This window comes from Ramlibacter henchirensis, from assembly GCF_004682015.1.
Taxonomy (GTDB): Bacteria; Pseudomonadota; Gammaproteobacteria; order Burkholderiales; family Burkholderiaceae_C; genus Ramlibacter; species Ramlibacter henchirensis.
The window spans coordinates 73,741-99,376 of record NZ_SMLM01000002.1; the positions used below are offsets into that span (position 1 = coordinate 73,741).

Consider the following 25,636-nt stretch of genomic DNA (forward strand, 5'->3'; position numbering starts at 1 on the left):
CCGGCGCGCGACGTCAGTCGTTGCGCGCCAGCAGCGTCTCGCGCAGGGCCTGCGCCTTGTAGGGATCGAACCGGCCCTCCGCGCGCGCCAGCACATTGCCTTGGCGGTCGAGCACCAGCACGGAAGCATGGTCGGCGCTGGACAAACCCGTGGCGCGCACGAACGCGTCGCGGTTGGTGAACAGCGGCACCATGCGCGCGCGGTCGTCCTTGTCCTGGTGGCGGTCGAGCAGGCGCTGCAGGATGCCGCGGCGTTCGGTCTCGTCGCCCGGGTCGTTGAGGACCGGCAGCTTGAGCCAGGAGATGGAGCTGTCGCGATGCAGCTGCAGCCCCTCGATCCAGCTGCGGGCCTCTTCCTTCTGGTGGCCCTGGAAGACGACCAGCGCCAGCGTGCGCGCCGAGGGCAGTTCCTGCGGCAGTTGCAGCGTCGTGCGGTCCAGCCGCTCGGCCACGATGCTGGGCACCTTGCCGAGCACCCAGTTCTCGTGCGGCGAGGCCACGGCCAGGCCGAAGGCCGTTCCGGCAGCGGCCACCCATCCCAGCACCGGCGTGAAGATCGGCGACATTGCAATCTCCCCTGATGCAGGACAGTGTTCCACGCACATGCATCCGCATGACGTCAATTTTGTAAAGAGCTGCTTGCGCGTTTACGGCCCGGCACAGCCGCCGGCTTCCTACACTTGCGGCCCATGGCTCCGCCGCCCGCCCCCGCCGCCTCGCCCCGTTCGCTCTCCGGACTGCTGCCGTTCGTGCGGCCGTACCGTGGGCGCATCGCCCTGGCGGTGCTCTTCCTGGTGCTCGCCGCCGGCGCGACGCTGGTGTTCCCGATCGCGCTGCGCGGGCTGATCGACCAGGGCCTCGCGGCCGACGAGCAAGGGCGGCGCGTGCTGGCGCTGCGCGAACATTTCCTCGGCCTGTTCGCGGTGGCCGTCGCCCTGGGCCTGTTCTCGGCGGCGCGCTTCTACATGGTCAGCTGGATCGGCGAGCGCGTCACCGCCGACCTGCGCAGCGCCGTCTATTCGCACGTGATCTCGCAGAGCCCCGAGTTCTTCGAGACGACGCAGACCGGCGAAGTGCTTTCGCGGCTGACGACCGACACCACGCTGGTGCAGACCGTGGTCGGCTCGCAGTTCTCGCTGGGGCTGCGCAACGCCGTGATGGGCGTGGGCGCGCTGGCCATGCTCGTCTTCACCCATCCCTACGTGATGTCGCTGGTGCTCGCGGCCGTGGTGGGAGTCGTGCTCCCCGCCATGGTTTTCGGCCGGCGCGTGCGGCGCCTGTCGCGCGCGAGCCAGGACCGGGTGGCCGACTCCAGCGCGATCGCGGCGGAGGTGCTCAATGCCATTCCCGTGGTCCAGAGCTACACGGGCGAACCGCGCGAGTCGCGGCGCTTCGCGCAGGCCACGGACCACGCTTTCCACACCGGCGTGCGCCGCACGCGGGCGCGCGCGGTGCTGGTCGCCTTCGTCATCATCGCGAACGCCGCGATCCTGCTGTGGGGCCTGTACCGCGGCGCGCAGGCCGTCATGGCGGGACAACTGAGCGCCGGCCAGCTCGGTCAAGCGGCGCTGTACGTGATCATCTTCGCCGGCGCGGTCGCCGTGCTGGGCGAGGTGTACGGCGACCTGCTGCGCGCGGCCGGCGCGACCGAGCGCCTGATGGAACTGCTGGCCGCCCGTTCGCCGGTGGCCTCGCCCGACAAGCCGGTGGCCGCGCGGCCCGCGGTCGGCGGCAGCTGCGTCGCGTTCCGCGGCGTGACCTTCCACTATCCCTCGCGCCCGGCCACAGCGGCCCTGCAGGATTTCGAGCTCGAAGTGAAACCGGGCGAGACCGTGGCCCTGGTGGGCCCGAGCGGCGCTGGCAAGAGCACCGTGTTCTCGCTGCTGCTTCGCTTCTACGACCCGGCGCGCGGCCGCGTCGACATCGACGGCGTGCCGATCCGCGATCTCGGATTGCACGACCTGCGCGGGCGCATCGGCCTGGTGTCTCAGGACCCGGTGGTGTTCTCCGCGAGCGCGATGGAGAACATCCGCTACGGCCGGCCGGCCGCGAGCGACGAAGAGGTGGTCGCGGCCGCGCGGGCGGCTTTCGCGCATGACTTCATCCAGGCCCTGCCCGAGGGCTACGCCAGCTTCCTCGGCGAGCGCGGCGTGCGCCTGTCGGGCGGACAGCGCCAGCGCATCGCGATCGCGCGGGCGATGCTCAAGAACCCGCCGCTGCTGCTGCTGGACGAGGCCACCAGCGCGCTCGACGCGCAGAGCGAGCGCATGGTGCAGGCCGCGCTCGCTTCGGCGATGCGGGACCGCACCACCCTCGTCATCGCGCACCGGCTTTCGACCGTGCAGCAGGCCGATCGCATCGTCGTGATGGACCACGGCCGGATCGTCGAGCAGGGGCGGCATGAGACGCTGGTTGCCGCAGGCGGCCTCTACGCGCGGCTCGCGGCCTTGCAGTTCCTCGATTGAAGAGGTCCCGCGCGGTTGCGCACGGCCGGGGCGCCACCTATAGTCAGCCGCGCCATCCCGCACCGGAGCCATTCCATGCACCTGCCCAGGCTCGCCGCCGCCGCCATCGCGATAGCGGCATCCGCTTTGCCCGTCCACGCCCAGGATGCGCAGACCCTTCAGGCCGCAGGCCTGGCCGCCACCTGCGCCAACTGCCACGGCACGCAGGGCAAGGTGGTGGGCTCGTCCCTGCCCTCGCTGGCCGGGATGAACAAGGAAGCGATGCTGCAGCAACTGCGCGCCTTCCGCTCCGGCGAGCGGCCCGCGACCATCATGCACCAGCTCACCAAGGGCTACAGCGACGCCCAGCTGGAACAGATCGCCACCTACTTCTCGCGCCAATCGCGCTAAGGAGACCCGAATGCGCCGTCGCACCCTCCTGAAGTTCTCCGGCGCCGCGGGCGCCGCGGCCCTGGCCGGCTGCGCGGGCGTGGGCGGCTCGCGCCCGCGCGTGGCCGTCGTCGGCGGCGGCTACGGTGGCGCCACGGCCGCGAAGTACGTGCGCCTGTTCTCTGGGCACAAGGTCGATGTCACGCTTATCGAACCGCAGGCCGCCTTGATCTCCTGCCCGATGTCCAACCTGGTGCTCGGCGGCAGCGCGACGATGCAGCAGATCAGCACGCCGATCTCGGGGCTGGCCGGCCGCCACGGCGTGACGCTGGTGCAGGACACGGTGCGCGCCATCGACACCGCCGGCAAGACCCTCACGTTGGCCGGCGGCCGGCAGATCCGCTGGGACAAGCTGGTGGTCTCACCCGGCGTCGATCTGCAGCTCGACCGCATCGAAGGTCTGCCCGCCGCGCAGGCTTCCGGCGCGGTGCTCCAGGCCTGGAAGGCCGGGCCGGAGACCGTCGCCCTTCGCCGGCAGCTCGAAGCGATGCCCGATGGCGGCGTCTATGCGCTGGCGATTCCCGAGCAGCCCTACCGCTGCCCGCCCGGGCCGTACGAGCGTGCCTGCCAGGTCGCCTTCTATTTCAGGAACGCGAAGCCGAAAAGCAAGGTGCTGGTGCTCGACGCCAACCCGGACGTGACCTCCAAGGGCGCGCTCTTCAAGAAGGTCTGGGCCGAGCAGTACCCCGGCATCATCGAATACCGCCCCAGCTACAAGGCGCTGGGCGTGGACGTGCCCAACCGCCGCATCAGGTTCGACCTGCAGGACGACGTTCGGGCCGACGTGATGAACGTGCTGCCGCCCATGCGCGCCGGAGTCATCGCCGTGCAGTCGGGCCTGGCCAACCAGGCGTCCAACCGCTGGTGTGGCGTCGACTACCTGACGTTCGAATCGACCGCGGCCAAGGACGTGCACGTGGTCGGGGACTCCATCCTGGCCGCCTCGGGCATGCCCAAGAGCGCGCACATGGCCAACAACCACGCCAAGGTGGCGGCCGCCGCGATCGTGGCGCGATTGATGGGCTGGGAAGTGCCGGCCGCGCCGATGCTCACGAACACCTGCTACAGCTTCGTCGACGACAAGCGAGTGATGCACGTGGCCAGCGTGCACGAGTACGCGCCGGCGGAGAAGACGTGGCGCGTGGTGCAGGGCTCGGGCGGGCTGTCGCCCGGCCCGACGGAGCTCGAGGGCGTGTATGCGTGGAATTGGGCCCGGAACATCTGGGCCGACGCGGTGGCGTAGACCCGTCATTCCCGCGAAGGCGGGAATCCAGTGCTTTCCTCCTGACAGCTGCAGGAAGGCGGAAGCTCTGGGTCCCCGCCTGCGCGGGGACGATGGTTATTGAACCGGCCCCTTCAGCGCCTTCGGAATCGGCAACGGCAGCACGCCAATGCCTTCTTCGAGCAGCGCCTCGGTTTCCTCGCGAGAGGCCTGCCCGCGGATGCCTCGCTCCTCGCTCTCGCCGTAGTGGATCCGTCGCGCCTCTTCGGCGAAACGCTCGCCGACGTCCTCGGTGTTCGCCATCACGTGGCGAACCATCTTCAGCCAGGCCGCCTGCAGGGCCGCCTCGGGCACCGTCGCGACTTCGTTCTTCGGCGCGGGCTGCGGCTGCGCGCCCAGGTTCAGCCGGGGCGCGCTGGGCAGCTTGGCGACCGAGGTGTCGCCGCAGATCGGGCACTCGACCAGGCCGCGCTCCAGCTGGTCCCGGAAGTCGTCTTCCGAGCCGAACCAGCCTTCGAAGGCGTGGTGGTGGGTGCACTGCAGGTTCAGGACCTTCATGGCTGAATTATGAGCGCCAGTCCAATGTCCATGAGCCGGACAGGACGTTCTGCAGCCACAGCATGCCGATGAGCGTCTTGGCGTCCGTGACCTCGCCGGTGCGGCACCACTCCTGCAGTTCTTGCGGCGTGGCGAGGATGACGTCGAGGAACTCGCCCTCGTCGAGCCGGCGCTCGCCCAGCGTGAGGCCGCGCGCAAACCAGATGTCGATGAATTCGGTGGAGTACGAGATCACCGGATGCAGCTCGCACGCGTGCGCCCATTCGCGCGCGGAGTAGCCGGTCTCCTCCTGCAGCTCGCGCCGCGCGCATTCGAGGCGGTCCTCGCCCGGGTCCAGCTTGCCGGCCGGGAACTCGATCAGCACCCGCCCGAGGGGATGGCGGTACTGGCGCTCCAGCACCAGGCGGCCGTCGTCCAGCAGCGGCACCACCATCACGGCGCCCGAATGGACGATGTACTCGCGCGTCGTCCGGCTGCCGTCCGGCAGTTCGACGTGGTCGCGCACCGCGCGGATGAAACTTCCCTCGAAGAGCGGCTCGGTCGAGACCGTCCGTTCGCGCAGGTGCTTGTCGTCTCGCTCAGCCACGGCGGTGTTTCCTCAGGTAGCGCCAGACGAAGCCGGGAAAGGCGAAGGTGAGGAACAGCGCGCCGGTGATGGCGTAGAACTCCCAGCGCTGCGGCGCGACCTGGCCCATGCGCTGCTCCAGCAGCAGGCCGAGCCCGCCGACGATGAAGTACCAGGCCACGAGCTCCGCCAGCCGGACGCCGATGCCCTTGGGCGTCTTCAGGGGCCACACCGCCAGCAGGCGGCGGTCCAGCAGGAAAGGCAGGTTGGCGGCGACGAAGGCGGCGGCGATCACCAGCCAGATGGAGGCCGTCTGCGACACGCGGGGCGGGGCTTCAGGTGGCCAGCGTGCGGACCACGGCCTCGGCGCACAGCGCCATCAGGCCGCCCGGCAGGATGCCGAGGATCAGCACCAGAGCGCCGTTGAGTGACAGCACCGCACGCACGTCGGCCGGAGCCGACACGGTGGTGGCGGTGATCGGCGAATCGAAGTACATCACCTTCACCACGCGCAGGTAGTAGAACGCGCCGATCAGCGAGGCGATCACCGCAAAGATGGCCAGGCCGATGTAGAGCGCCTGGCCGGAGGCCACCAGCGCCTGCAGCACCAGCAGCTTGGCGTAGAAGCCCACCAGCGGCGGCACGCCGGCCAGCGAGAACATGCAGACGGCCATGATGCCGGCGTACAGCGGGCTGCGCTGGTTGAGGCCCGCCAGGTCGGCGATCTCGTCGCTCTCGAAGCCCTCGCGCGCCAGCAGCAGGATGATGCCGAACGCGCCCAGCGTCGTGAGCACGTAGGTGACGATGTAGAACATCGAGGCGCTGTAGGCGAACTGGGCGTTGGCGGTGGTGCCGTTGACCACGCCCGCGGACAGCCCCAGCACCACGAATCCCATCTGCGCGATGGTGGAATACGCCAGCATGCGCTTGAGGTTGCTCTGCGCGATGGCGGCCAGGTTGCCCACGAGCAGCGACGCGACCGAGAGCACCATCAGCATCTGCTGCCAGTCGATGGCCAGCGGGATCATTCCCTCGACCAGCAGGCGGATGGCGATGGCGAAGGCGGCCAGCTCCGGCGCCGAACCGATCATCAGCGTGATGGCCGTGGGCGCGCCGTGGTAGACGTCCGGGATCCACATGTGGAAGGGTGCCGCGCCCAGCTTGAACCCCAGGCCGGCGACGATGAACACGAGGCCGAACACCAGCACCTGGTGGTTGATGCGGCCGCTGCCGATCGCGGCGAAGACCTCGTCGATGTCCAGCGAACCGGTGGCGCCGTACAGCATGGACATGCCGTACAGCAGGAAGCCGCTGGCCATGGCGCCCAGCACGAAGTACTTCATGGCCGCTTCGGTGGCCACCTCGTTGTCGCGGCGCAGCGCCACGAGGGCGTAGCTGGAGAGCGTCATCAGCTCCAGCCCCAGGTAGATCACCAGGAAGTTGCTGGCCGAGATCATGACGAACATGCCCAGCAGCGCGAACAGCGCCAGCGTGAACATCTCGCCGCCGCGCAGCATTTCGCGGTCGGCCGCGTAGGGACGGCCGTAGACCAGCGTGATCATCATGGCGATGGCGGCGAAGCACTTGAGCCAGTTGCCCATCGGGTCGCTGACGACCATCCGCCCGAAGGCGTAGAAGGTGCGCCCGTCCATCGCCATGTCGGCGGCGGCGAACGCCACCACGGCCAGTGTGCCGAGCGTCAGCCAGTAGGTCAGCCCGCGCAGGCGGCTCTTCACGCCCAGGTCCACGAGCGCGATGACGCACGCCATCACCAGCAGCACGATCTCGGGTGCGGTGACGACCAGGCTCAGTTTGTCCAGCATTTGTTGGTTCCCGGGGTCAGAGCTTCGAGACCGCGACGTGCTTCAGGAAGCCCGCGACGGACGCATCCATGATGTCGGTGAAGGGCTTGGGGTGGATGCCCATGTACAGCACGGCGACGGCCAGCAGACCGAGCATCAGGAACTCGCGCGCGTTGATGTCGGTGAGCTGGCGCACGTCTTCGTTGGCCACCGGGCCGAGGTAGACGCGCTTGAACATCCACAGCGTGTAGGCCGCGCCCCAGATCAGCGCACTCGCGGCCGCCATGGCCAGCCAGAAGTTGGCCTGCACCGTGCCGAGGATCACCATCCACTCGCCCACGAAGCCGGCGGTGGCCGGCAGGCCGCAGTTGGCCATGGCGAACAGCAGCGAGAAGGCGGTGAAGTTGGGCATGGTGTTGACCACGCCTCCGTAGCTGGAGATCTCGCGTGAATGGACGCGGTCGTACAGCACGCCGATGCAAAGGAACATGGCGCCGGAGACGAAGCCGTGGGCGATCATCTGGATCAGGCCCCCGGCCACGCCGAGCGGGTTGAAGATGAAGAAGCCCAGCGTCACGAAGCCCATGTGGGCCACCGACGAATAGGCCACCAGCTTCTTCATGTCCTGCTGCACCATCGCCACCAGGCCCACGTAGATGACCGCGATGATCGACAGCGCGATGATGAACCAGGCCCACTCGCGCGAGGCGTCCGGCGCGATCGGCATGGAAAAGCGCAGGAAACCGTAGGCGCCCAGCTTCAGCATGATGGCCGCCAGCACCGCGGAGCCGCCGGTGGGCGCCTCGACGTGCACGTCGGGCAGCCAGGTGTGCACCGGCCACATCGGCACCTTCACCGCGAAGGCGGCGAAGAACGCGAAGAACAGCAGCGTCTGCGCGGCCATCGGCAGCGGCAGCTGGTGCCAGGTGAGGATGTCGAAGCTGCCGCTGGACTTGCCGTAGAGATACACCAGCGCGATCAGCATCAGCAGCGAGCCGAGCAGCGTGTAGAGGAAGAACTTGAACGCCGCGTAGATCTTGTTCGGCCCGCCCCAGATGCCGATGATCAGGTACATCGGGATCAGCGTCGCCTCGAAGAACACGAAGAACAGCATCGCGTCCAGCGCGCAGAACACGCCCACCATCAGGCCCGACAGGATCAGGAACGCGCCCATGTACTGGTTGACGCGCTCGGTGATCACCTCCCAGGCGGAGATGACGACCACCACGGTGATGAAGGCGGTCAGCAGCACGAACCAGAACGAGATGCCGTCCAGCCCGAGGTGGTAATGGATGTTGAAGCGCTCGATCCAGGGCGCGCGCTCCACGAACTGCATCTGCGCGCTGCCGCGGTCGAACGCGCCGTACAGCGGCAGCGTCACCAGGAAGCTCGCGACCGCGCCGATCAGCGCGATCCAGCGCACGGCTTTGGCCTGTTCGTCGCGTCCCAGCGCCAGCAGCACGGTGCCGAAGACGATCGGCGTCCAGATGGCAAGGCTCAGAGTACCCATAGTTTTAGTCAGTTGGGGACAGAGCTGAAGATCTGTCCCGCAAGGTCGTTCGATTCCTTATCGGGCGAGCCAGACGAACCAGGTCATCAGGACGAAGACCCCGACGATCATGGCCAGTGCGTAGTGATAGATGTAGCCGGACTGCACGCGGCGCACCACGCCGGCGAACAGCCCGACGACGCGCGCGCTGCCGTTCACGACCGCGCCGTCGATCACGGCCTGGTCCCCGCCCTTCCACAGGCCGATGCCCAGGCCGCGCGCGGCCTTCGCCAGCACGTGCTCGTTGAACCAGTCCATGTAGTACTTGTTTTCCAGCAGCTGGTAGACCGGGCGGAACATGGACGCGATGCGCACCGGCAGCGCCGGGTTGACCAGGTACATGTAGTACGAGAGCGCGACGCCGGCGAGTGCCAGGTACAGCACCGGCGTGCTGAAGGCATGCAGCGCCATCTGCGCCGGGCCGTGGTAGAGCTTGGCCAGCTCCGCCATCGCGGGATGGCGTGCGGCGTCGACAAAGATCGCGTCCTTGAAGAAGTCGCCGTACAGCATCGGCCCGATCGTCAGGAAACCGATCACCACCGAGGGGAAGGCCAGCAGCAGCAGCGGCGCCGTCACCACCCACGGCGACTCGTGCGGCGTGTGGTGCTCGTCCTGGTGGTGGTGCGGGTCCGGCTCCTCGCTCGGGTCGTGCTCATGCGGCGGCACCTGGTCGAAGCGTTCCTTGCCGTGGAAGACGAGGAAGTACATCCGGAAGGAATAGAACGCGGTGACGAACACGCCGATCAGCACCGCCCAGTAGGCCAGGCCCGCGCCGGGCAGGTGGCTCTCGTGCACCGCCTCGATGATGCTGTCCTTGGAATAGAAGCCGGAGAACAGCGGCGTACCGATCAGGGCCAGCGAGCCGAGCAGCGACGTGATCCAGGTGATCGGCATGTACTTGCGCACGCCACCCATCCAGCGGATGTCCTGGTTGTGGTGCATGCCGATGATCACCGAGCCCGCGGCCAGGAACAGCAGCGCCTTGAAGAACGCGTGCGTCATCAGGTGGAACACCGCCACCGAGTACGCGGACGCGCCCAGCGCCACCGTCATGTAGCCCAGCTGCGAAAGCGTGGAGTACGCGACGACCCGCTTGATGTCGTTCTGGATGATGCCCAGGAAGCCCATGAACAGGGCCGTGATGGCGCCGATCACCAGGATGAACGACAGCGCCACGTCGGACAGCTCGAACAGCGGCGACATGCGCGCCACCATGAAGATGCCGGCCGTCACCATCGTGGCCGCGTGGATCAGCGCGGAGATCGGCGTCGGGCCTTCCATCGAATCGGGCAGCCAGACGTGCAGCGGGAACTGCGCGCTCTTGCCCATCGCGCCGATGAACAGGCAGATGCAGATGACGGTCACCAGCAGCCACTCGGTGCCCGGGAACTGCAGCTTGGCCAGATCGCCCGCCTTGGCGAAGGTCTCGGCGTAGCTGAGCGTGCCTGCGAAGGCGGCGATCAGGCCGATGCCCAGGATGAAGCCGAAGTCGCCGACCCGGTTGACCAGGAACGCCTTCAGGTTCGCGAAGATGGCGCTGGGCTTGTTGAACCAGAAGCCGATCAGCAGGTAGGACACGAGGCCCACCGCCTCCCAGCCGAAGAACAGCTGCAGGAAGTTGTTGCTCATGACCAGCATGAGCATCGAGAAGGTGAACAGCGAGATGTAGGCGAAGAAGCGGTTGTAGCCGTCGTCCTCTTCCATGTAGCCGATGGTGTAGATGTGGACCATCAGCGATACGAAGGTCACCACGCACATCATCATCGCGGTGAGGCCGTCGACGAGGAACCCGATTTCCATCTTCAGGCCGCCGATCACCATCCACTCGTAGATCGTCTCGTTGAAGCGCGCGCCGTCCACGGCCACGCTCTTGAGCGTCATCGCGCTGATGATGAAGGCGATCAGCACGCCCAGGATGGTGAAGGTGTGCGACAGGCGGCGGCCGATCCAGTTGCCGCCGAAGGTGGTGCCGAAGATGCCGGCGATCAGCGACCCGGCCAGCGGGGCCAGCGGAACGGCGAGCAGGGTCGATGCAGAGAGTGTCTGACTCATGTTTCTTCCGGGCTGTTCTTCTTGTGCCCGCTCAGCCTTTGAGCAGGTTGAGTTCTTCGACGTTGATGTTCGACTTGTTGCGGAACAGCAGCACGAGGATGGCGAGCCCGATGGCCGATTCGGCGGCGGCGACGGTGAGGATGAAGAACACGAACACCTGCCCGTGCATGTCGCCCAGGTAGTAGGAGAACGCCACGAAGTTCATGTTGACCGCCAGCAGCATCAGCTCGATGGCCATCAGCAGCACGATCAGGTTGCGGCGGTTCAGGAAGATGCCGACGACGGACAGCGCGAACAGGATCGCGCCGAGCGACAGGAAGTGGCCCAAGGTGACGTGCATCAGGAAACCTCCGCGCTGCGCGTTGCGGTATTCGCCTTCGGAGCGGCCGGGCGGCTCATGCCTTGCTGCCTTCGGCGGCAGCGGCCGCCGCGGGGTCGGGCTGGGGCACCGGCGCCACCACCGGCGGCATCTTGATGACCTGCAGGCGGTCGCGCGCACGCACCTTCACCTGCGCGCCCGGGTCCATGTGCTTGCTGTCCTTGCGCTGGCGCAGCGTGAGGGCGATGGCGGCCACGATGGCGACGAGCAGCAGCACGGCCGCGATCTCCAGCGGGTACAGGTATTCGGTGTAGAGCAGCTTGCCCAGCTCCTTCGTGTTGGAGACCTGGGCCACGCCGCCCGTGGCCGCCTGGACGGCGGCGGGACCCGCACGCGGCTCCTCGACCGTGCGGAAGCCGCCCATCAGCACCCACGCCATCTCGAGCGCGATGATCACGCCCACCGTGCCCGCCAGCGGGAAATGCTTCCAGAAGCCGGCGCTCAGCTTGTCGACGTTGATGTCCAGCATCATCACGACGAACAGGAACAGCACCATCACCGCGCCGACGTAGACCAGCACCAGCGAGATGGCGAGGAACTCGGCCTTGAGCAGCAACCAGATCCCGGCGGCCTGGAAGAAAGCCAGGACGAGGTAGAGCGCCGCATACACCGGGTTGCGCGCCGTGATGACGCGGAAGGCCGCGAACAGCAGCACCGCCGAGAACAGGTAGAAGAAGAAGTCCTTGATGCCCATGGTGTTCTTGTCAACGGTCGCAGATGCAAGCGCGGCCATTCGCCGGCCACCGCGGAACCGGCTTTGCCGGGCCGCTGGTGGCGCCCCTTGAGGGGAGGCGCCGAAGGCGCTTCGGGGTGGTCGTCATCTGTACTTGGCGTCCTGCGCCCGGCGCTCGGTGATCTCGGCCTCGTAGCGGTCGCCCACGGCCAGCAGCATTTCCTTCGTGTAGTACAGGTCGCCCCGCTTCTCGCCGTGGTATTCGAGGATGTGCGTCTCGACGATGGAGTCGACCGGGCAGCTCTCCTCGCAGAAGCCGCAGAAGATGCACTTGGTCAGGTCGATGTCGTAGCGCGTGGTGCGGCGGGTGCCGTCGGCGCGCTGGTCGCTCTCGATCGTGATGGCCAGCGCGGGGCAGATGGCCTCGCACAGCTTGCAGGCGATGCAGCGTTCCTCGCCGTTCTCGTAGCGGCGCAGCGCGTGCAGTCCGCGAAAGCGCGGGCTGAGCGGCGTCTTCTCCTCCGGGAACTGCACCGTGATCTTGCGGCTGAAGGCGTACTTGCCGGTGATGGCCAGGCCCTTGAACAGTTCCACCAGCATGAAGCTGGAGAGGAAGTCCTTGAGCGAGAACGCCGAGGGCTGGCCTTGCAGGGTTTGGGTGGACATGGGAGGTCCGTTATTTCCAGATGTTGTACGGGGTCTGCATCCAGGCGCCCACGAGGATCAGCCAGACCAGCGTGACGGGAATGAAGATCTTCCAGCCCAGGCGCATGATCTGGTCGTAGCGGTAGCGCGGGAAGGTGGAGCGCACCCACAGGAACATGGTGACGACCATGAAGGTCTTCAGTCCGAGCCAGATCCAGCCGGGAATCCAGTTGAGCAGCGGCGCGTCGATCGGAGGCAGCCAGCCGCCCAGGAACATGGTCACGGCCAGGATCGAGACCAGCCACATGTTGGCGTACTCGGCCAGGAAGAACATGGCGAAGCTCATGCCCGAGTACTCGATCATGTGGCCCGCGACGATCTCCGACTCGCCTTCCACCACGTCGAACGGGTGGCGGTTGGTCTCGGCCAGGCCCGAGATGAAGTACACGAGGAAGATCGGCAGCAGCGGCAGCCAGTTCCACGACAGGAAGTTGATGCCGCGCTCGGCGAACCAGCCGCGATCCTGGGACAGGACCACGTCGGTCATGTTCAGGCTGCCGGTGACCATCAGCACCACCACCAGCGCGAAGCCCATCGCGATCTCGTAGCTCACCATCTGGGCCGATGCGCGCAGCGCGCCCAGGAAGGCGTACTTCGAGTTCGACGCCCAGCCCGCGATGATCACGCCGTACACCTCGAGCGAGGTGATGGCCATGATGAACAGCAGGCCGGCATTGATGTTGGCCAGCGCCACTTCGGGGCCGAACGGGATGACGGCCCACGCGGCGAGCGCGGGCATGATGGTCATGATCGGGCCGAGCAGGAACAGGCCCTTGTTGGCGACCGTGGGAAGGATGATTTCCTTGGTCAGCAGCTTGAAGGCATCGGCGATCGGCTGCAGCAGGCCCAGCGGGCCGACGCGGTTGGGGCCGATGCGGATCTGCGTGAAGCCGATGGCCTTGCGCTCCCAGAGCGTCAGGTAGGCCACGGCGCCCATCAGCGGCGCCACGACGAGGACGATCTTGATCAGCGTCCACACCACCGGCCAGCCGGCGGCGGACCACCAGGGCGCGGCGATCAGGCCGTTGCCGAAGCCGTAGATCGAATCGATCATGCGAGCACCCCCGGCTCACGGGCTTCGCGCAGGACGCGTCCCGCTTCCGGCAGGACAGCCTGGCCGTCGGCAGTGAGCTGCAGCGATTCGGCGCGGCGCACGATGGAGTCGAGCTGGTAGATCGGGGCCGTGACCGGCGTGCCGGCCTGCACGGAGAGATCGATCGAAGCGGTCGTGCGGTTGGACAGCTTGTCGCCCTGCACCATCGGCTTGTCGGCGTCGGCCGCGCCGCGCGCGGCGGCCAGCACTTCCTGCGCCGACTCGTAGTTGAACTCGCGCAGGCCGAGCATGTTGCCCAGCACGCGCAGCACCTTCCAGGCCGGGCGCGTTTCGCCCAGCGGCTTGACCACGGCGTGGAACGACTGCACGCGGCCTTCGGCATTGACGAAGGTGCCGGGCGTCTCGGTCCAGGGCGCGATCGGCAGCAGGACGTCGCTGAATTCCATGTTGGCCATGAAGGGGCTGAGCGTCACGACCATGGCGGCCTTGCCCAGCGCCTCGGCGGCGCGAGCACCGGCGGCGGAGTCGTGCAGCGGCTCGTTGTTCAGCAGGATCGCGGCCTTGAGCGAACCGGAGAGCATCTGCCCCGCGTTCAAACCGCCCTGCCCCGGCATCGCGTTCACCAGCTGCGCGCCGACCGTGTTGGCGGCTTCGGTCAGGAAGCCGACCGTCGCGCCGGTCGCCTCGCCGATCCACTGCGCCAGCGCCAGCAGCGTGGACGCGTTGGCGTGGTGGGCAGCGGCGTTGCCCAGGAGGATGGCCTTGCGCTCGCCCGAGAGCAGCGAGGCCGCGATGGCCTTGGCGGCATCCGTGGCGTTGCCTTGCGCCGGCGACGACGTGCCCCTGGATTGGGCGACCGCCGCGGCGACATCGGCCAGCGCCTGCGCCCACTGCCCCGCCGGGACCGTGACCGAGGATGCAACCGGCATCGCCCAGTCATGCGCCACGTCATGGATGCGCGAGACCTGCGCGCCCTTGCGCACGGCCGCGCGGATGCGCAGCGAGAACAGCGGATGGTCCTTGCGCAGGTTGGAGCCGATCACCAGCACGCGCTGCAGGCCGCTGAGCGACGCGATGGACGTGCCCAGCCAGTGCACGCCCCCGGAAGACGTGAACTGCGCGTTGCGCAGGCGGTAGTCGATGTTCTCGCTGCCCAGGCCGCGCACCAGCCGGCCGGCGAGGAACAGCTCCTCCACCGTGCTGTGCGGGCTGGCCAGCACGCCGATGCTGCCGGCGCCGTGGTCGGCCTTGATCTGCTTGAGGCCGTTGGCGACGTACTCCAGCGCCGTCTGCCAGTCGACCGTCTTCCATTCGCCGCCCTGCTTGAGCATGGGCGAGGTCAGGCGGTCGTCGCCGTTCAGGGCCTCATAGGAAAAGCGGTCGCGGTCGGCCAGCCAGCACTCGTTGACCGCTTCGTTCTCCAGCGGCAGCACGCGCATGACCCGGTTGTTCTTGACCTGGACGATCAGGTTGGCGCCGGTTGAATCGTGCGGCGACACCGACTTGCGGCGCGACAGCTCCCAGTTGCGGGCGCTGTAGCGGAAAGGCTTGCTGGTGAGCGCGCCCACCGGGCACAGGTCGATCATGTTGCCGGAGACTTCGGAATCGACCGTGTCGCCCAGCACCGTGGTGATCTCGGAGTGCTCGCCGCGGTGGACCATGCCCAGCTCCATCACGCCGGCCACTTCCTGGCCGAAGCGCACGCAGCGGGTGCAGTGGATGCAGCGGCTCATCTCCTCCATCGAGATCAGCGGGCCGACGTCCTTGTGCAGGACCACGCGCTTTTCCTCCTCGTAGCGCGAGGAGGAGCCGCCGTAGCCGACGGCAAGGTCCTGCAGCTGGCACTCGCCGCCCTGGTCGCAGATCGGGCAATCGAGCGGGTGGTTGATCAGCAGGAACTCCATCACCGACTGCTGGGCCTTGATGGCCTTCTCGCTGCGGGTGTGGACCACCATTCCGTTGGTCACGGGCGTGGCGCAGGCCGGCATCGGCTTGGGCGCCTTCTCCACCTCCACCAGGCACATGCGGCAGTTGGCCGCGATGGAGAGCTTCTTGTGGTAGCAGAAATGCGGGATGTAGGTGCCGGCCTTTTCGGCCGCATGCATGACCATGCTGCCGTCGGCGATCTCGACCTTCTGTCCGTCCAGTGTGATTTCGGCCATAGGAACTTTCAGGCCCGCGCGCCCGCAGGGACGGGCTCGCGCGGGTCGGGCATGGGTTGCGGGCGCGTGATCCTGGCCTCGAACTCATGCCGGAAGTGCTTGATCATGGCGCGCACCGGCATCGCCGCTGCGTCGCCGAGGGCGCAAATGGTGCGGCCCTGGATGTTGTCCGCCACCGAGTTGAGCAGGTCGATGTCGGCCGGCTTGCCGTGCCCGTTGTGGATGCGGTCGACCACGCGCCACAGCCAGCCCGTGCCTTCGCGGCACGGCGTGCACTGGCCGCAGGACTCGTGCATGTAGAAGTACGACAGGCGCAGCAGGCTCTCGACCATGTCGCGCGTCTCGTCCATCACGATGACCGCGCCGGAGCCCAGCATCGAGCCGGCCTTGGCGATGGAGTCGTAGTCCATCGTGCAGTTCATCATGATGTCGGCCGGCAGCACGGGAGCCGACGACCCGCCCGGGATCACCGCCTTCAGCTTCCTGCCCCCGCGCACGCCGCCGCACAACTCCAGCAGCTTGCTGAAGGGCGTTCCCATCGGCACCTCGTAGTTGCCGGGCAGCTCCACGTCGCCCGACACCGAGAAGATCTTGGTCCCGCCGTTGTTCGGCTTGCCTCGCTCCAGGTAGGCCTGGCCGCCGTTGCGGATGATCCAGGGCACCGCCGCGAACGTCTCCGTGTTGTTGATCGTGGTGGGCTTGCCGTACACGCCGAAGCTGGCCGGGAACGGCGGCTTGAAGCGCGGCTGGCCCTTCTTGCCTTCCAGCGATTCGAGCAGCGCCGTCTCCTCGCCGCAGATGTAGGCGCCGAAGCCGTGGAAGCCGTGCAGCTGGAAGCTGAAGCTGCTGCCCAGGATGTTGTTGCCCAGGTACCCGGCGGCGCGGGCCTCTTCCAGCGCTTCCTCGAAGCGGTCGTAGACCTGGAAGATCTCGCCGTGGATGTAGTTGTAGCCCACGGTGATGCCCATCGCGTAGGCCGCGATGATCATCCCCTCGATCACGATGTGCGGGTTGTAGGCCAGGATGTCCCGGTCCTTGCAGGTGCCCGGCTCGCCCTCGTCGGAGTTGCACACAAGGTACTTCTGCCCCGGGAACTGGCGCGGCATGAAGCTCCACTTCAGGCCCGTGGGAAAACCCGCGCCGCCGCGGCCGCGCAGCGCCGATTCCTTGACGGTGGCGATCACCTGGTCCTGCGTGAGGCCCTCGGACAGCATCTTGCGCAGGGCCTTGTAGCCGTCGCGCGCCTCGTAGTCCTTCAGGCGCCAGTTGGTGCCGTCCAGGCCGGCGTAGATCTGCGGCTCGATGTGGCGGCCGTGGAAGCAGGTCTGGACGCCCGTGGCCTGGAACTGCTGGAGAACCTGTTGGGCGTTCATTGCTTGCCCTCCGACTGGCGCAGGCCATCCACGAGTTGGTCGAGCTTGTCGTTGCTCATGAAGCTGCACATGGTGCGGTCGTTGACCAGCATCACGGGCGAGTCGGCGCAGGCGCCCAGGCACTCGCTCTGCTGCAGCGTGAACAGGCCGTCCGGCGTGGTCTCGCCCATCCGGATGCCCAGCCGCTGTTCCAGGTGGTGCAGCGCCTTGGCGCCGTCGCGCAGCTGGCACGGCAGGTTGGTGCAGACGTTCAGCTTGTAGCGGCCGACCGGGTGCTGGTTGTACATGTTGTAGAAGGTGGTGACCTCGTGCACCGCGATCGGCGGCATGTTCAGGTAGGCCGCCACTTCCTTCTCCGCTTCGGTGCTGACCCAGCCGTGCTCCTGCTGCACGATGGCCAGGCAGGCCATCACGGCCGACTGCTTCTGGTCCGCCGGGTACTTGGCCAGCTCGCGGTCGAAGCGGGCCTTCATGGATTCCGAAATCATGTTCATCGGTCGATTTCCCCGAACACGATGTCCATCGTGCCGATGATGGCCACGGCGTCCGCGATCATGTGGCCCCTGCCCATCTCGTCCAGCGCGGCCAGGTGCGGGAAGCCAGGCGGCCGGATCTTCAGGCGGTACGGCTTGTTGGCGCCGTCGCTCACGATGTAGATGCCGAACTCGCCCTTGGGATGCTCCACCGCGGCGTAGGCCTCGCCCTCGGGCACGCGGAAGCCTTCGGAGAAGAGCTTGAAGTGGTGGATCAGCTCCTCCATGTTGGCCTTCATGCTCTCGCGGTCCGGCGGGGCCACCTTGTGGTTGTCGGTGATCACCGGGCCGGGATTCGCGCGCAGCCAGGCCACGCACTGCTGGATGATCCGGTTGGCCTCGCGCATCTCCTGCACGCGCACGAGGTAACGGTCGTAGCAGTCGCCGGTCCTGCCCAGGGGGATGTCGAACTCCATCCTGTCGTAGACCTCGTAGGGCTGCGTCTTGCGCAGGTCCCAGGCGATGCCGGAGCCGCGCAGCATCGGGCCGGTGAATCCCAGGTTGAGCGCGCGCTCGGGCGTCACCACGCCGATGCCCACGGTGCGCTGCTTCCAGATGCGGTTGTCGGTCAGCAGCGTCTCGTACTCGTCGACGTAGCCGGGGAAGCGCCGGGTGAACGACTCGATGAAGTCCAGCAGCGAACCCTGCCGGTCCTCGTTCATGCGCTTGATTTCGCGCTCGTTGCGGACCTTGCTCGCCCTGTACTGCGGCATGGTGTCCGGCAGGTCGCGGTAGACGCCGCCCGGGCGGAAGTACGCGGCGTGCATGCGCGCGCCGGAGACCGCCTCGTACATGTCGAAGATGTCCTCCCGCTCGCGGAAGGTGTAGATCAGCATGTTCATCGCGCCGCAGTCCAGCCCGTGCGCGCCCAGCCACAGCAGGTGGTTGAGCAGGCGCGTGAGCTCCGCGAACATGACGCGGATGTACTGCGCGCGGATCGGCACCTCGATGCCCATCAGCTTCTCGATGGCCAGGCAGTAGGCGTGCTCGTTGCACATCATCGAGACGTAGTCCAGCCGGTCCATGTAGGGCAGCGACTGGATGTAGGTGCGGGTCTCGGCCAGCTTCTCGGTGGCGCGGTGCAGCAGGCCGATGTGCGGGTCGGCGCGCTGGATCACCTCGCCGTCCAGCTCGAGCACCAGGCGCAGCACGCCGTGCGCGGCCGGGTGCTGCGGACCGAAGTTCAGCGTGTAGTTCTTGATCTCAGCCATGGTCGTTGTTTTCCATGCCTCGCCCCGCCTGGATGCCCCCGTAGTTCTCCTCCCGGATGATCCGCGGCGTGATCTCGCGCGGCTCGATGGTCACCGGCTGGTAGATCACGCGCTGGCGCTCGGGGTCGTAGCGCATCTCGACGTGGCCGGAGACCGGGAAGTCCTTGCGGAACGGGTGGCCGATGAAGCCGTAGTCGGTGAGGATGCGCCGCAGGTCCGGGTGGTTCAGGAAGATGATCCCGAACAGGTCGAACGCCTCCCGCTCGAACCAGTTGGCCGAGCTCCACAGGCCGTTGAGCGACTCCACCTCGGGCAGATCGTCGGCGGCGCAGAACACGCGCAGGCGCACGCGCTGGTTGAGCGAGACCGACAGCAGGTGCGATACCACGGCGTAGCGCGGGCCGTCCCAGCCGCCGTTGCGGTAGTCCGAGTAGTCGACGCCGCACACGTCCAGCAGCTGCTCGAACTGGCAGCCGGGCGCATCGCGCAGGACCTCGGCGGCCTTGAGGTAGTTGTCGGGCGAGACGGTGACGGTGACTTCGCCCAGGCGCAGGTCGACGCGCCTGGCCAGCGGGCCCAGCGCATCCGTGATCGTCTTGTGCAGGGCCGACGGATCGACAGCGTACGGAGAGGTGGCGGTCATGCGGTCAGGCCCGTGCGATGGTCTGCGTGCGCCGGATCTTCTGCTGCAGCTGGATGATCCCGTACAGCAGCGCCTCGGCGGTGGGCGGGCAGCCCGGGACGTACACGTCCACCGGCACGATGCGGTCGCAGCCGCGAACGACCGAGTAGCTGTAGTGGTAGTAGCCGCCGCCGTTGGCGCAGGTGCCCATCGACAGCACCCAGCGCGGCTCGGGCATCTGGTCGTACACCTTGCGCAGCGCCGGCGCCATCTTGTTGCACAGCGTGCCGGCCACGATCATCAGGTCGGACTGGCGAGGGCTGGGACGGAACAGCATGCCGAAGCGGTCGATGTCGTAGCGGGCCGCGCCCGCATGCATCATCTCCACCGCGCAGCAGGCCAGCCCGAACGTCATCGGCCAGAGCGAGCCGGTCTTGGCCCAGTTGATGACGCTGTCCACGGTCGTCGTGACGACGCCCTTGTCGAGGATGCCTTCTTTAGCCATTGCTTGTGAGTCCTTGGGCGCCGCCCGGATCATTCCCAGTCGAGGGCGCCCTTCTTCCACTCGTAGATGAACCCGACCACCAGGATCGCGAGGAAGACCATCATGGCCCAGAAGCCCACGGGCCCGATCTCCTTGAGCGCGACCGCCCAGGGGAAGAGGAACGCGATCTCCAGGTCGAACAGGATGAAGAGGATGGCCACGAGGTAGTAGCGCACGTCGAACTTCATGCGCGCGTCCTCGAAGGCCTCGAAGCCGCATTCGTACGGGGAGTTCTTGGCGGCGTCCGGCTTGTTGAAGCCCGCCGCGCCGGCGAAGACGTAGCCCAGCACCTGGGGCAGCACCCCGACCCCGATGCCCACCAGGATGAAGAGAAGGACCGGGAGGTACTGATCGAGTTGCATCTGAGGGCTCAAGTCGGCGCTACGGGCCGCGGGCGCGCCCGAGGCACCGGCCTGTGCCGGCGGTCGGTTACCCGCGACTTCTTGTGTCTGGTGCCGTCGGCGAGACTCGAACTCGCACAGCTTTCGCCACTACCCCCTCAAGATAGCGTGTCTACCAATTTCACCACGACGGCCGTGTGTTGCTGCCCGGACAGGCATGAGGCAACTGTCTTGTTATTCGCTTTCCGGGCAGCCTTGGAGTTTACTCCGAATCGGTTGCGTCTCTTGCCGGAGCACACCGATCAGGCGGTGCTAGCGGGTGGGAATCTGCGCCGCGCCCGAAGCAGGAGTGGCGGGCGCCGCGGGCGCCGCATTGCCGGGGATGGCCGACGGCGCCGAAGTGCCCGGGATCTGCGCGGCCGGGCCCGATGCGGCGGGCTGCGGCGCGGCGGCGGGGGCCGCCGCACGGTCGAGCACGCTGCCCGATTCCGGCGCGCGGTAGCTGCCGAAGTAGGCCAGCGCCAGCGTGCAGATGAAGAACACCGTGGCGAGCACGGCGGTGGTGCGCGACAGGAAGTTGGCGCTGCCCGACGCGCCGAACAGGCTGCCCGAGCTGCCGCTTCCGAAGGCCGCGCCCATGTCGGCGCCCTTGCCGTGCTGGATGAGGATGAGGCCGATCATGCCCAGTGCCGTGAGGATCTGGACGGCCAGGACGAGGGTGAGGATCGCGTTCATTGTCTTTTCGCTTCAGTGAATCTGGGGCCGCCGCGCTCAGCGCGCCGCGGCGATGATCTGCAGGAAATCGGGAGCCTTGAGCGAGGCGCCACCGATGAGCCCGCCGTCGATGTCCGGCTGGGCCAGCAGGCTGGCGGCGTTGGCCGCGTTCATGCTGCCGCCGTAGAGGATGGGCACGCGGTCGTCGCGCGTGCTCGCGGCATGCAGTTGCGCGCGCAGCACGGCGTGCACCTGCTGCGCCTGCTCGGGCGTGGCGGTCTTGCCGGTGCCGATGGCCCAGACCGGCTCGTAGGCCACCACGATCTCGCTGATGCAATGGCCGTTGGTGTGGATCACGGCGGCCAGCTGCCGCTTGACCACGAGCTCGGTCTGTCCGGCTTCGCGCTCGGCCAGCGTCTCGCCCACGCAGACGATCGGCGTGATGCCGTGGGCCAGCGCCGCCTTGGCCTTGTCGGCCACGTCCTGGTCCGACTCGTGGTGGTACTGGCGCCGCTCCGAATGGCCGACGATGGCGTAGCGCACGCCGAATTCCTTGAGCATCGTGGCGGACCACTCGCCGGTGTAAGCGCCCTGCTCGTGCCTGGACACGTCCTGCGCGCCGAGTTCCAGCGCGGTGCCGTGCCGCAGCATCTGCACCTGCGCCAGGTAGGGCGCGGGCACGCAGACGGCCACCTGGCAGGCGGCATCCTTCATTCCGGCGATGACGGCGCGCACCAGCGCGTCGTTGGCCGCGATGCTGCCGTTCATCTTCCAGTTGCCGGCGATCAGCTTCTTCTTGGGCATGGTTGTCGTCTGGCTCACCAGGTCAGCACGATCTTGCCGATGTGCTGGTTCGATTCCATCAACTCGTGGGCCTGCGCGGCATCGGCCGCCGCGAAGGTCTTGTGGATCACGGGTCGGATCGCGCGCGACGCGATCAGAGGCCACACCTTCTCGCGCAGCGAGGCGGCGATGGCGGTCTTGAAGGCGACGGGCCGCGGGCGAAGGGTCGAGCCGGTGATCACCAGCCGGCGGCGCAACACCAGCCCCGCGTTGAACTCCGCCTTCACGCCGCCCTGCACGGCGATGATGACCAGCCGGCCATCTTCCGCGAGGCACTCGACCTCGCGCGCGACGTACGAGCCCGCGACCATGTCGAGCACCACGTCCACGCCCCTGCCGCCGGTCAGCTTCTTCGCTTCTTCGACGAAGTCCTGCGTGCGGTAGTTGATGGCGTGGTCGGCGCCGAGCTTGAGGCAGGCGTCGCACTTTTCGTCGCTGCCGGCGGTGGCGATGACACGCGCGCCGAAAGCCTTGGCCATCTGGATCGCCGTCACGCCGATGCCGCTGGTGCCGCCCTGAACGAGCAGGGTCTCCCCCCGTTGCAGCCGTCCGCGGTCGAACACGTTGCTCCACACGGTGAAGAACGTCTCCGGCAGCGAAGCGGCCTCGACATCGCTCAGGCCGTCGGGCACCGGCAGGCACTGGCCGACCGGCGCCACGCACAACTGCGCATAACCGCCACCCGCGACGAGGGCGCACACCCGCTGGCCGACCTTCAGGCCGGCCTGGGCCATGGCCTGTGCATCGCCGGAAACGATATCGCCCGCGATCTCGAGGCCCGGGAGGTCCGAAGCGCCCGGCGGGGGCGGGTAGTGGCCTGCACGCTGCAGCACGTCGGGCCGGTTGACCCCACTCGCCTTCACGCGCACGAGCACCTCTCCCGGCCCCGCGACGGGGTCGGGACGCTCGCCCAGGCGCAGGACCTCGGGCGCTCCGGGCCGGGTGATGTCGACGGCTTTCATCGGGTCAGCGCGCACGGCCCGCGGTGTGCGGGCCGGCGGTCACTCCTGCGGGTCCAGCGTGGCTTGCGGCTGCGGATCGCGCGGGGGACGGTCGCCGCCCTCGTGCCGGTCGCCGCGGTGGTCGCCACGGTCACCGCGCGGCGGACGGTCGCCGCGGTCGCGGCGCTCGCGCGGGGGCTGGTCTTCCATGCCCGGCGGGCGCTCGAGCAGCGCCTTCATGGACAGCTTGACGCGGCCCTTGTCGTCGGTCTCGAGCACCTTCACGCGGACGATCTGGCCTTCGCTCAGGTAGTCGGCGACCTTCTCGACACGCTCGTGCGCGATCTGGCTGATGTGCAGCAGGCCGTCCTTGCCCGGGAGCAGGTTGACCAGCGCGCCGAAGTCCAGCAGCTTGGTGATCGGGCCTTCGTAGGTCTTGCCGATCTCGACTTCCGCCGTGATCTGCTCGATGCGCTTCCTGGCCTCGTCGGCCTTGGCGGCGTCGGTGGCGGCGATGGTGATCGTGCCGTCCTCCTCGATGTTGATCTGGCAGCCGGTCTCGTCGGTCAGCCCCCGGATCACGGAGCCGCCCTTGCCGATCACGTCGCGGATCTTCTCGGGGTTGATCTTCATCGTGTAGAGCTTGGGCGCGAAGCTGCTGATCTCGGCCTTGGCCTCGCCCATCGCTTCCTGCATCTTGCCCAGGATGTGCATGCGCGCTTCCTTGGCCTGCGCCAGGGCGACCTGCATGATCTCCTTGGTGATGCCCTGGATCTTGATGTCCATCTGCAGGGCGGTGATGCCGTTGGTCGTGCCGGCCACCTTGAAGTCCATGTCGCCGAGGTGGTCCTCGTCGCCCAGGATGTCGGTCAGCACTGCGAAGCGGTTGCCTTCCTTGATCAGGCCCATGGCGATGCCCGCCACGTGCGCCTTCATCGGCACGCCGGCGTCCATCATCGACAGGCAGCCGCCACAGACCGAAGCCATCGACGAGGAGCCGTTGGACTCGGTGATCTCCGACACCACGCGGATCGTGTAGGGGAACTCTTCCTTGGTCGGCAGGCAGGCGATGAGCGCCCGCTTGGCCAGGCGGCCGTGGCCCACTTCGCGGCGCTTGGTGCTGCCCATGCGGCCCACTTCGCCGGTGGCGAAGGGAGGCATGTTGTAGTGGAACAGGAAGCGGTCCTCGAACTCGCCGGCCAGCGCGTCGATGCGCTGCGCGTCGCGCTCGGTGCCGAGCGTCGTGACCACCAGGGCCTGCGTCTCGCCGCGTGTGAACAGCGCGGAGCCGTGGGTGCGGGGCAGCACGCCGTTGCGGATCTCGATCGGGCGCACGGTGCGCGTGTCGCGGCCGTCGATGCGCGGCTCGCCGGCCAGGATCTGGCTGCGCACGATGCGCGATTCGACGTTGAACAGCAGCTCGTCGACCTTGACCGCGTCGAACTGCACGCCCTGCTCCGCCAGCGCGGCATGCACGGCGGCATTGGCCTCGCGCAGCGCCTGGGTGCGGGCCTGCTTGCTGCGGATCTGGTAGGCGGCACGCAGCTTCTCTTCGGCCAGCTGCTCGACACGGCCGATGAAGGCCTCGTCGCGAGCCGGCGGCTGCCAGTCCCACACCGGCTTGCCGCCTTCGCGCACGAGGTCATGGATGGCGTTGATGGCGATGTTGCCCTGCTCGTGGCCGAACACCACGGCGCCCAGCATGATTTCCTCGGGCAGCTGCTGCGCCTCGGACTCCACCATCAGCACGGCGGATTCGGTGCCGGCGACCACCAGGTCCAGCTGCGATTCCTTGCGCTGGGTCTGGCCGGGGTTCAGGACGTATTCACCGTTGATGTAGCCCACGCGCGCGGCGCCGATGGGGCCGGCGAAGGGGATGCCGGAGATGGCCAGCGCGGCGCTGACGCCGATCATCGCGGCGATGTCGGCGTCGACCTCAGGGTTCAGCGACAGCGTGTGGATCACCACATGCACTTCGTTGAAGAAGCCTTCGGGGAACAGCGGACGGATCGGGCGGTCGATCAGGCGGCTGGTCAGCGTCTCGAGTTCGCTGGGCTTGGCCTCGCGCTTGAAGAAGCTGCCGGGGATCTTGCCGGCCGCGTACGTCTTCTCGATGTAGTCGACGGTCAGCGGGAAGAAGTCCTGGCCGGGCTTGGCGCTCTTGGACGCGACCACGGTGGCGAGCACCACGGTGTCGTCCATGTTGACCAGCACGGCGCCGCCGGACTGGCGGGCGAGTTCGCCGGTTTCCATGGTGACCGTGTGCTGGCCCCACTGGAAGGTCTTGGTGATCTTGTTGAAGATGCTCATGTTTGCTCTCTCTCGTTGTGGAGGAGACGGAGCCGAACACGATGCCATTCCATCAAGGGCCGTCGGCCCCTGGTGGAATGACACAGCGCGTATCCGGTCCGGTGTCTCCGATGTGCAAAGCGCCTGAGCCAGCGTGAGCCAACCCAGGCGCCCTTGCGTTGCTCTCTCGACCTGCTTACTTGCGCAGGCCCAGCTTGCCGATCAGCGCCGTGTAGCGCTCGGCGTCGTTGTCCTTCAGGTACGCCAGCAGGCTCTTGCGGCGGTTCACCATGCGCAGCAGGCCGCGGCGGCCGTGGTGGTCCTTGGCGTGGGTCTTGAAGTGGGGCGTCAGCTCGTTGATCCGGGCGGTCAGCAGGGCGACCTGGACTTCGGGGCTGCCGGTGTCGTTGGTGCCGCGCGAGTGCGCAGCGACGATCTCGGCCTTGTTGAGGGCGGACATCTGGGTTTCCTTTGTAGGGGGTTCGACTTGCGTTGGGGCTGGAAGGGCTCCAACGTGCTGTTCCGGCCTGTGGGGCGCAGAACCGGTGGATTATAGCGGAAGCGGTATTGCTCCCTCTCCCTCCAGGAGAGGGCTGGGGTGAGGGCACGCG

The 25,636-nt window shown here is 67.6% G+C and carries 26 protein-coding genes and 1 tRNA gene; 3 read left to right on the forward strand and 24 right to left on the reverse strand.

Annotation, left to right across the window (positions count from 1 at the left end; all coding sequences use genetic code 11):
* Positions 1 to 13: 13 nt before the first annotated feature.
* The gene (locus EZ313_RS13030; protein WP_135263726.1) at positions 14 to 565 is read right to left on the reverse strand and encodes a hypothetical protein; all 552 of its coding nucleotides are present in this window, start codon (positions 563 to 565) and stop codon (positions 14 to 16) included.
* Positions 566 to 688: 123 nt separating this feature from the next.
* On the opposite strand from EZ313_RS13030, the gene EZ313_RS13035 reads away from it, so the two are divergent.
* From EZ313_RS13035 to EZ313_RS13045, 3 genes are all read left to right on the forward strand, one after another.
* The gene (locus EZ313_RS13035; RefSeq protein WP_135263727.1) at positions 689 to 2,464 is read left to right on the forward strand and encodes an ABC transporter transmembrane domain-containing protein; all 1,776 of its coding nucleotides are present in this window, start codon (positions 689 to 691) and stop codon (positions 2,462 to 2,464) included.
* Between the two features lie 75 nt (positions 2,465 to 2,539).
* Positions 2,540 to 2,854: a c-type cytochrome gene (locus EZ313_RS13040; RefSeq protein ID WP_135263728.1), complete on the forward strand. Its 315-nt coding sequence runs from the start codon at positions 2,540 to 2,542 to the stop codon at positions 2,852 to 2,854.
* A gap of 10 nt (positions 2,855 to 2,864) precedes the next feature.
* The gene (locus EZ313_RS13045; protein WP_135263729.1) at positions 2,865 to 4,136 is read left to right on the forward strand and encodes an NAD(P)/FAD-dependent oxidoreductase; all 1,272 of its coding nucleotides are present in this window, start codon (positions 2,865 to 2,867) and stop codon (positions 4,134 to 4,136) included.
* Positions 4,137 to 4,232: 96 nt separating this feature from the next.
* On the opposite strand, the gene EZ313_RS13050 is transcribed toward EZ313_RS13045, so the two are convergent.
* The 23 genes from EZ313_RS13050 to rpsO form a co-directional block, all read right to left on the reverse strand.
* Entirely contained in the window at positions 4,233 to 4,673 is a 441-nt protein-coding gene (locus EZ313_RS13050) for a DUF1178 family protein (protein WP_135263730.1), read from the reverse strand.
* 7 nt (positions 4,674 to 4,680) lie between these two features.
* Positions 4,681 to 5,259, reverse strand: a complete 579-nt coding sequence (locus tag EZ313_RS13055; RefSeq protein WP_135263731.1) for an NUDIX domain-containing protein — start codon at positions 5,257 to 5,259, stop codon at positions 4,681 to 4,683.
* Positions 5,252 to 5,560 (reverse strand): DUF2818 family protein, encoded by a 309-nt coding sequence (locus tag EZ313_RS13060; RefSeq protein WP_135263732.1) that lies wholly within the window; start codon positions 5,558 to 5,560, stop codon positions 5,252 to 5,254. The genes EZ313_RS13055 and EZ313_RS13060 overlap by 8 nt, the downstream gene beginning before the upstream one ends.
* 13 nt (positions 5,561 to 5,573) lie before the next feature.
* Complete coding sequence (nuoN, locus tag EZ313_RS13065; protein ID WP_135263733.1) at positions 5,574 to 7,061, reverse strand: NADH-quinone oxidoreductase subunit NuoN; 1,488 nt, start codon at positions 7,059 to 7,061, stop codon at positions 5,574 to 5,576.
* A 16-nt stretch (positions 7,062 to 7,077) separates the two neighbouring features.
* Positions 7,078 to 8,550 (reverse strand): NADH-quinone oxidoreductase subunit M, encoded by a 1,473-nt coding sequence (locus EZ313_RS13070; protein ID WP_135263734.1) that lies wholly within the window; start codon positions 8,548 to 8,550, stop codon positions 7,078 to 7,080.
* Positions 8,551 to 8,607: 57 nt separating this feature from the next.
* Positions 8,608 to 10,641, reverse strand: coding sequence for an NADH-quinone oxidoreductase subunit L (nuoL, locus tag EZ313_RS13075; RefSeq protein WP_135263735.1), 2,034 nt, complete (start codon positions 10,639 to 10,641; stop codon positions 8,608 to 8,610).
* Positions 10,642 to 10,672: 31 nt separating this feature from the next.
* Positions 10,673 to 10,981 carry an NADH-quinone oxidoreductase subunit NuoK gene (gene nuoK / locus EZ313_RS13080; RefSeq protein WP_135263736.1) on the reverse strand — a complete coding sequence of 103 codons (309 nt, stop codon included), beginning with the start codon at positions 10,979 to 10,981 and terminating at the stop codon, positions 10,673 to 10,675.
* Positions 10,982 to 11,036: 55 nt separating this feature from the next.
* Complete coding sequence (locus EZ313_RS13085) at positions 11,037 to 11,714, reverse strand: NADH-quinone oxidoreductase subunit J (RefSeq protein WP_135263737.1); 678 nt, start codon at positions 11,712 to 11,714, stop codon at positions 11,037 to 11,039.
* Positions 11,715 to 11,837: 123 nt separating this feature from the next.
* Positions 11,838 to 12,359 (reverse strand): NADH-quinone oxidoreductase subunit NuoI, encoded by a 522-nt coding sequence (gene nuoI / locus EZ313_RS13090; protein ID WP_135263738.1) that lies wholly within the window; start codon positions 12,357 to 12,359, stop codon positions 11,838 to 11,840.
* Between the two features lie 10 nt (positions 12,360 to 12,369).
* Complete coding sequence (gene nuoH / locus EZ313_RS13095; RefSeq protein WP_135263739.1) at positions 12,370 to 13,452, reverse strand: NADH-quinone oxidoreductase subunit NuoH; 1,083 nt, start codon at positions 13,450 to 13,452, stop codon at positions 12,370 to 12,372.
* Positions 13,449 to 15,614: an NADH-quinone oxidoreductase subunit NuoG gene (nuoG, locus tag EZ313_RS13100; protein ID WP_135263740.1), complete on the reverse strand. Its 2,166-nt coding sequence runs from the start codon at positions 15,612 to 15,614 to the stop codon at positions 13,449 to 13,451. Before nuoG ends, nuoH begins: the two co-directional genes overlap by 4 nt.
* Before the next feature lie 8 nt (positions 15,615 to 15,622).
* Entirely contained in the window at positions 15,623 to 16,987 is a 1,365-nt protein-coding gene (gene nuoF, locus EZ313_RS13105) for an NADH-quinone oxidoreductase subunit NuoF (RefSeq protein WP_135263741.1), read from the reverse strand.
* Positions 16,984 to 17,475 carry an NADH-quinone oxidoreductase subunit NuoE gene (gene nuoE / locus EZ313_RS13110; protein ID WP_135264645.1) on the reverse strand — a complete coding sequence of 164 codons (492 nt, stop codon included), beginning with the start codon at positions 17,473 to 17,475 and terminating at the stop codon, positions 16,984 to 16,986. The genes nuoF and nuoE overlap by 4 nt, the downstream gene beginning before the upstream one ends.
* Before the next feature lie 2 nt (positions 17,476 to 17,477).
* Positions 17,478 to 18,731 (reverse strand): NADH-quinone oxidoreductase subunit D, encoded by a 1,254-nt coding sequence (locus EZ313_RS13115; protein ID WP_135263742.1) that lies wholly within the window; start codon positions 18,729 to 18,731, stop codon positions 17,478 to 17,480.
* Positions 18,724 to 19,374, reverse strand: a complete 651-nt coding sequence (locus EZ313_RS13120) for an NADH-quinone oxidoreductase subunit C (protein WP_135263743.1) — start codon at positions 19,372 to 19,374, stop codon at positions 18,724 to 18,726. Before EZ313_RS13120 ends, EZ313_RS13115 begins: the two co-directional genes overlap by 8 nt.
* Positions 19,375 to 19,378: 4 nt before the next feature.
* A complete protein-coding gene (locus EZ313_RS13125) occupies positions 19,379 to 19,858 on the reverse strand; it encodes a NuoB/complex I 20 kDa subunit family protein (RefSeq protein ID WP_135263744.1) in 480 nt (159 codons plus the stop codon).
* A 29-nt stretch (positions 19,859 to 19,887) separates the two neighbouring features.
* Complete coding sequence (locus tag EZ313_RS13130; RefSeq protein ID WP_135263745.1) at positions 19,888 to 20,259, reverse strand: NADH-quinone oxidoreductase subunit A; 372 nt, start codon at positions 20,257 to 20,259, stop codon at positions 19,888 to 19,890.
* An 88-nt stretch (positions 20,260 to 20,347) separates the two neighbouring features.
* Positions 20,348 to 20,432: transfer RNA gene (locus tag EZ313_RS13135), tRNA-Leu, on the reverse strand.
* Positions 20,433 to 20,550: 118 nt separating this feature from the next.
* Complete coding sequence (secG, locus tag EZ313_RS13140; protein WP_135263746.1) at positions 20,551 to 20,973, reverse strand: preprotein translocase subunit SecG; 423 nt, start codon at positions 20,971 to 20,973, stop codon at positions 20,551 to 20,553.
* Between the two features lie 36 nt (positions 20,974 to 21,009).
* Complete coding sequence (gene tpiA / locus EZ313_RS13145; RefSeq protein WP_135264646.1) at positions 21,010 to 21,756, reverse strand: triose-phosphate isomerase; 747 nt, start codon at positions 21,754 to 21,756, stop codon at positions 21,010 to 21,012.
* 14 nt (positions 21,757 to 21,770) lie between these two features.
* The gene (locus EZ313_RS13150) at positions 21,771 to 22,757 is read right to left on the reverse strand and encodes an NAD(P)H-quinone oxidoreductase (RefSeq protein WP_135263747.1); all 987 of its coding nucleotides are present in this window, start codon (positions 22,755 to 22,757) and stop codon (positions 21,771 to 21,773) included.
* Between the two features lie 39 nt (positions 22,758 to 22,796).
* The gene (gene pnp / locus EZ313_RS13155; RefSeq protein WP_135263748.1) at positions 22,797 to 25,046 is read right to left on the reverse strand and encodes a polyribonucleotide nucleotidyltransferase; all 2,250 of its coding nucleotides are present in this window, start codon (positions 25,044 to 25,046) and stop codon (positions 22,797 to 22,799) included.
* A gap of 175 nt (positions 25,047 to 25,221) precedes the next feature.
* Entirely contained in the window at positions 25,222 to 25,485 is a 264-nt protein-coding gene (gene rpsO, locus EZ313_RS13160; RefSeq protein ID WP_135263749.1) for a 30S ribosomal protein S15, read from the reverse strand.
* Positions 25,486 to 25,636 lie beyond the last annotated feature (151 nt).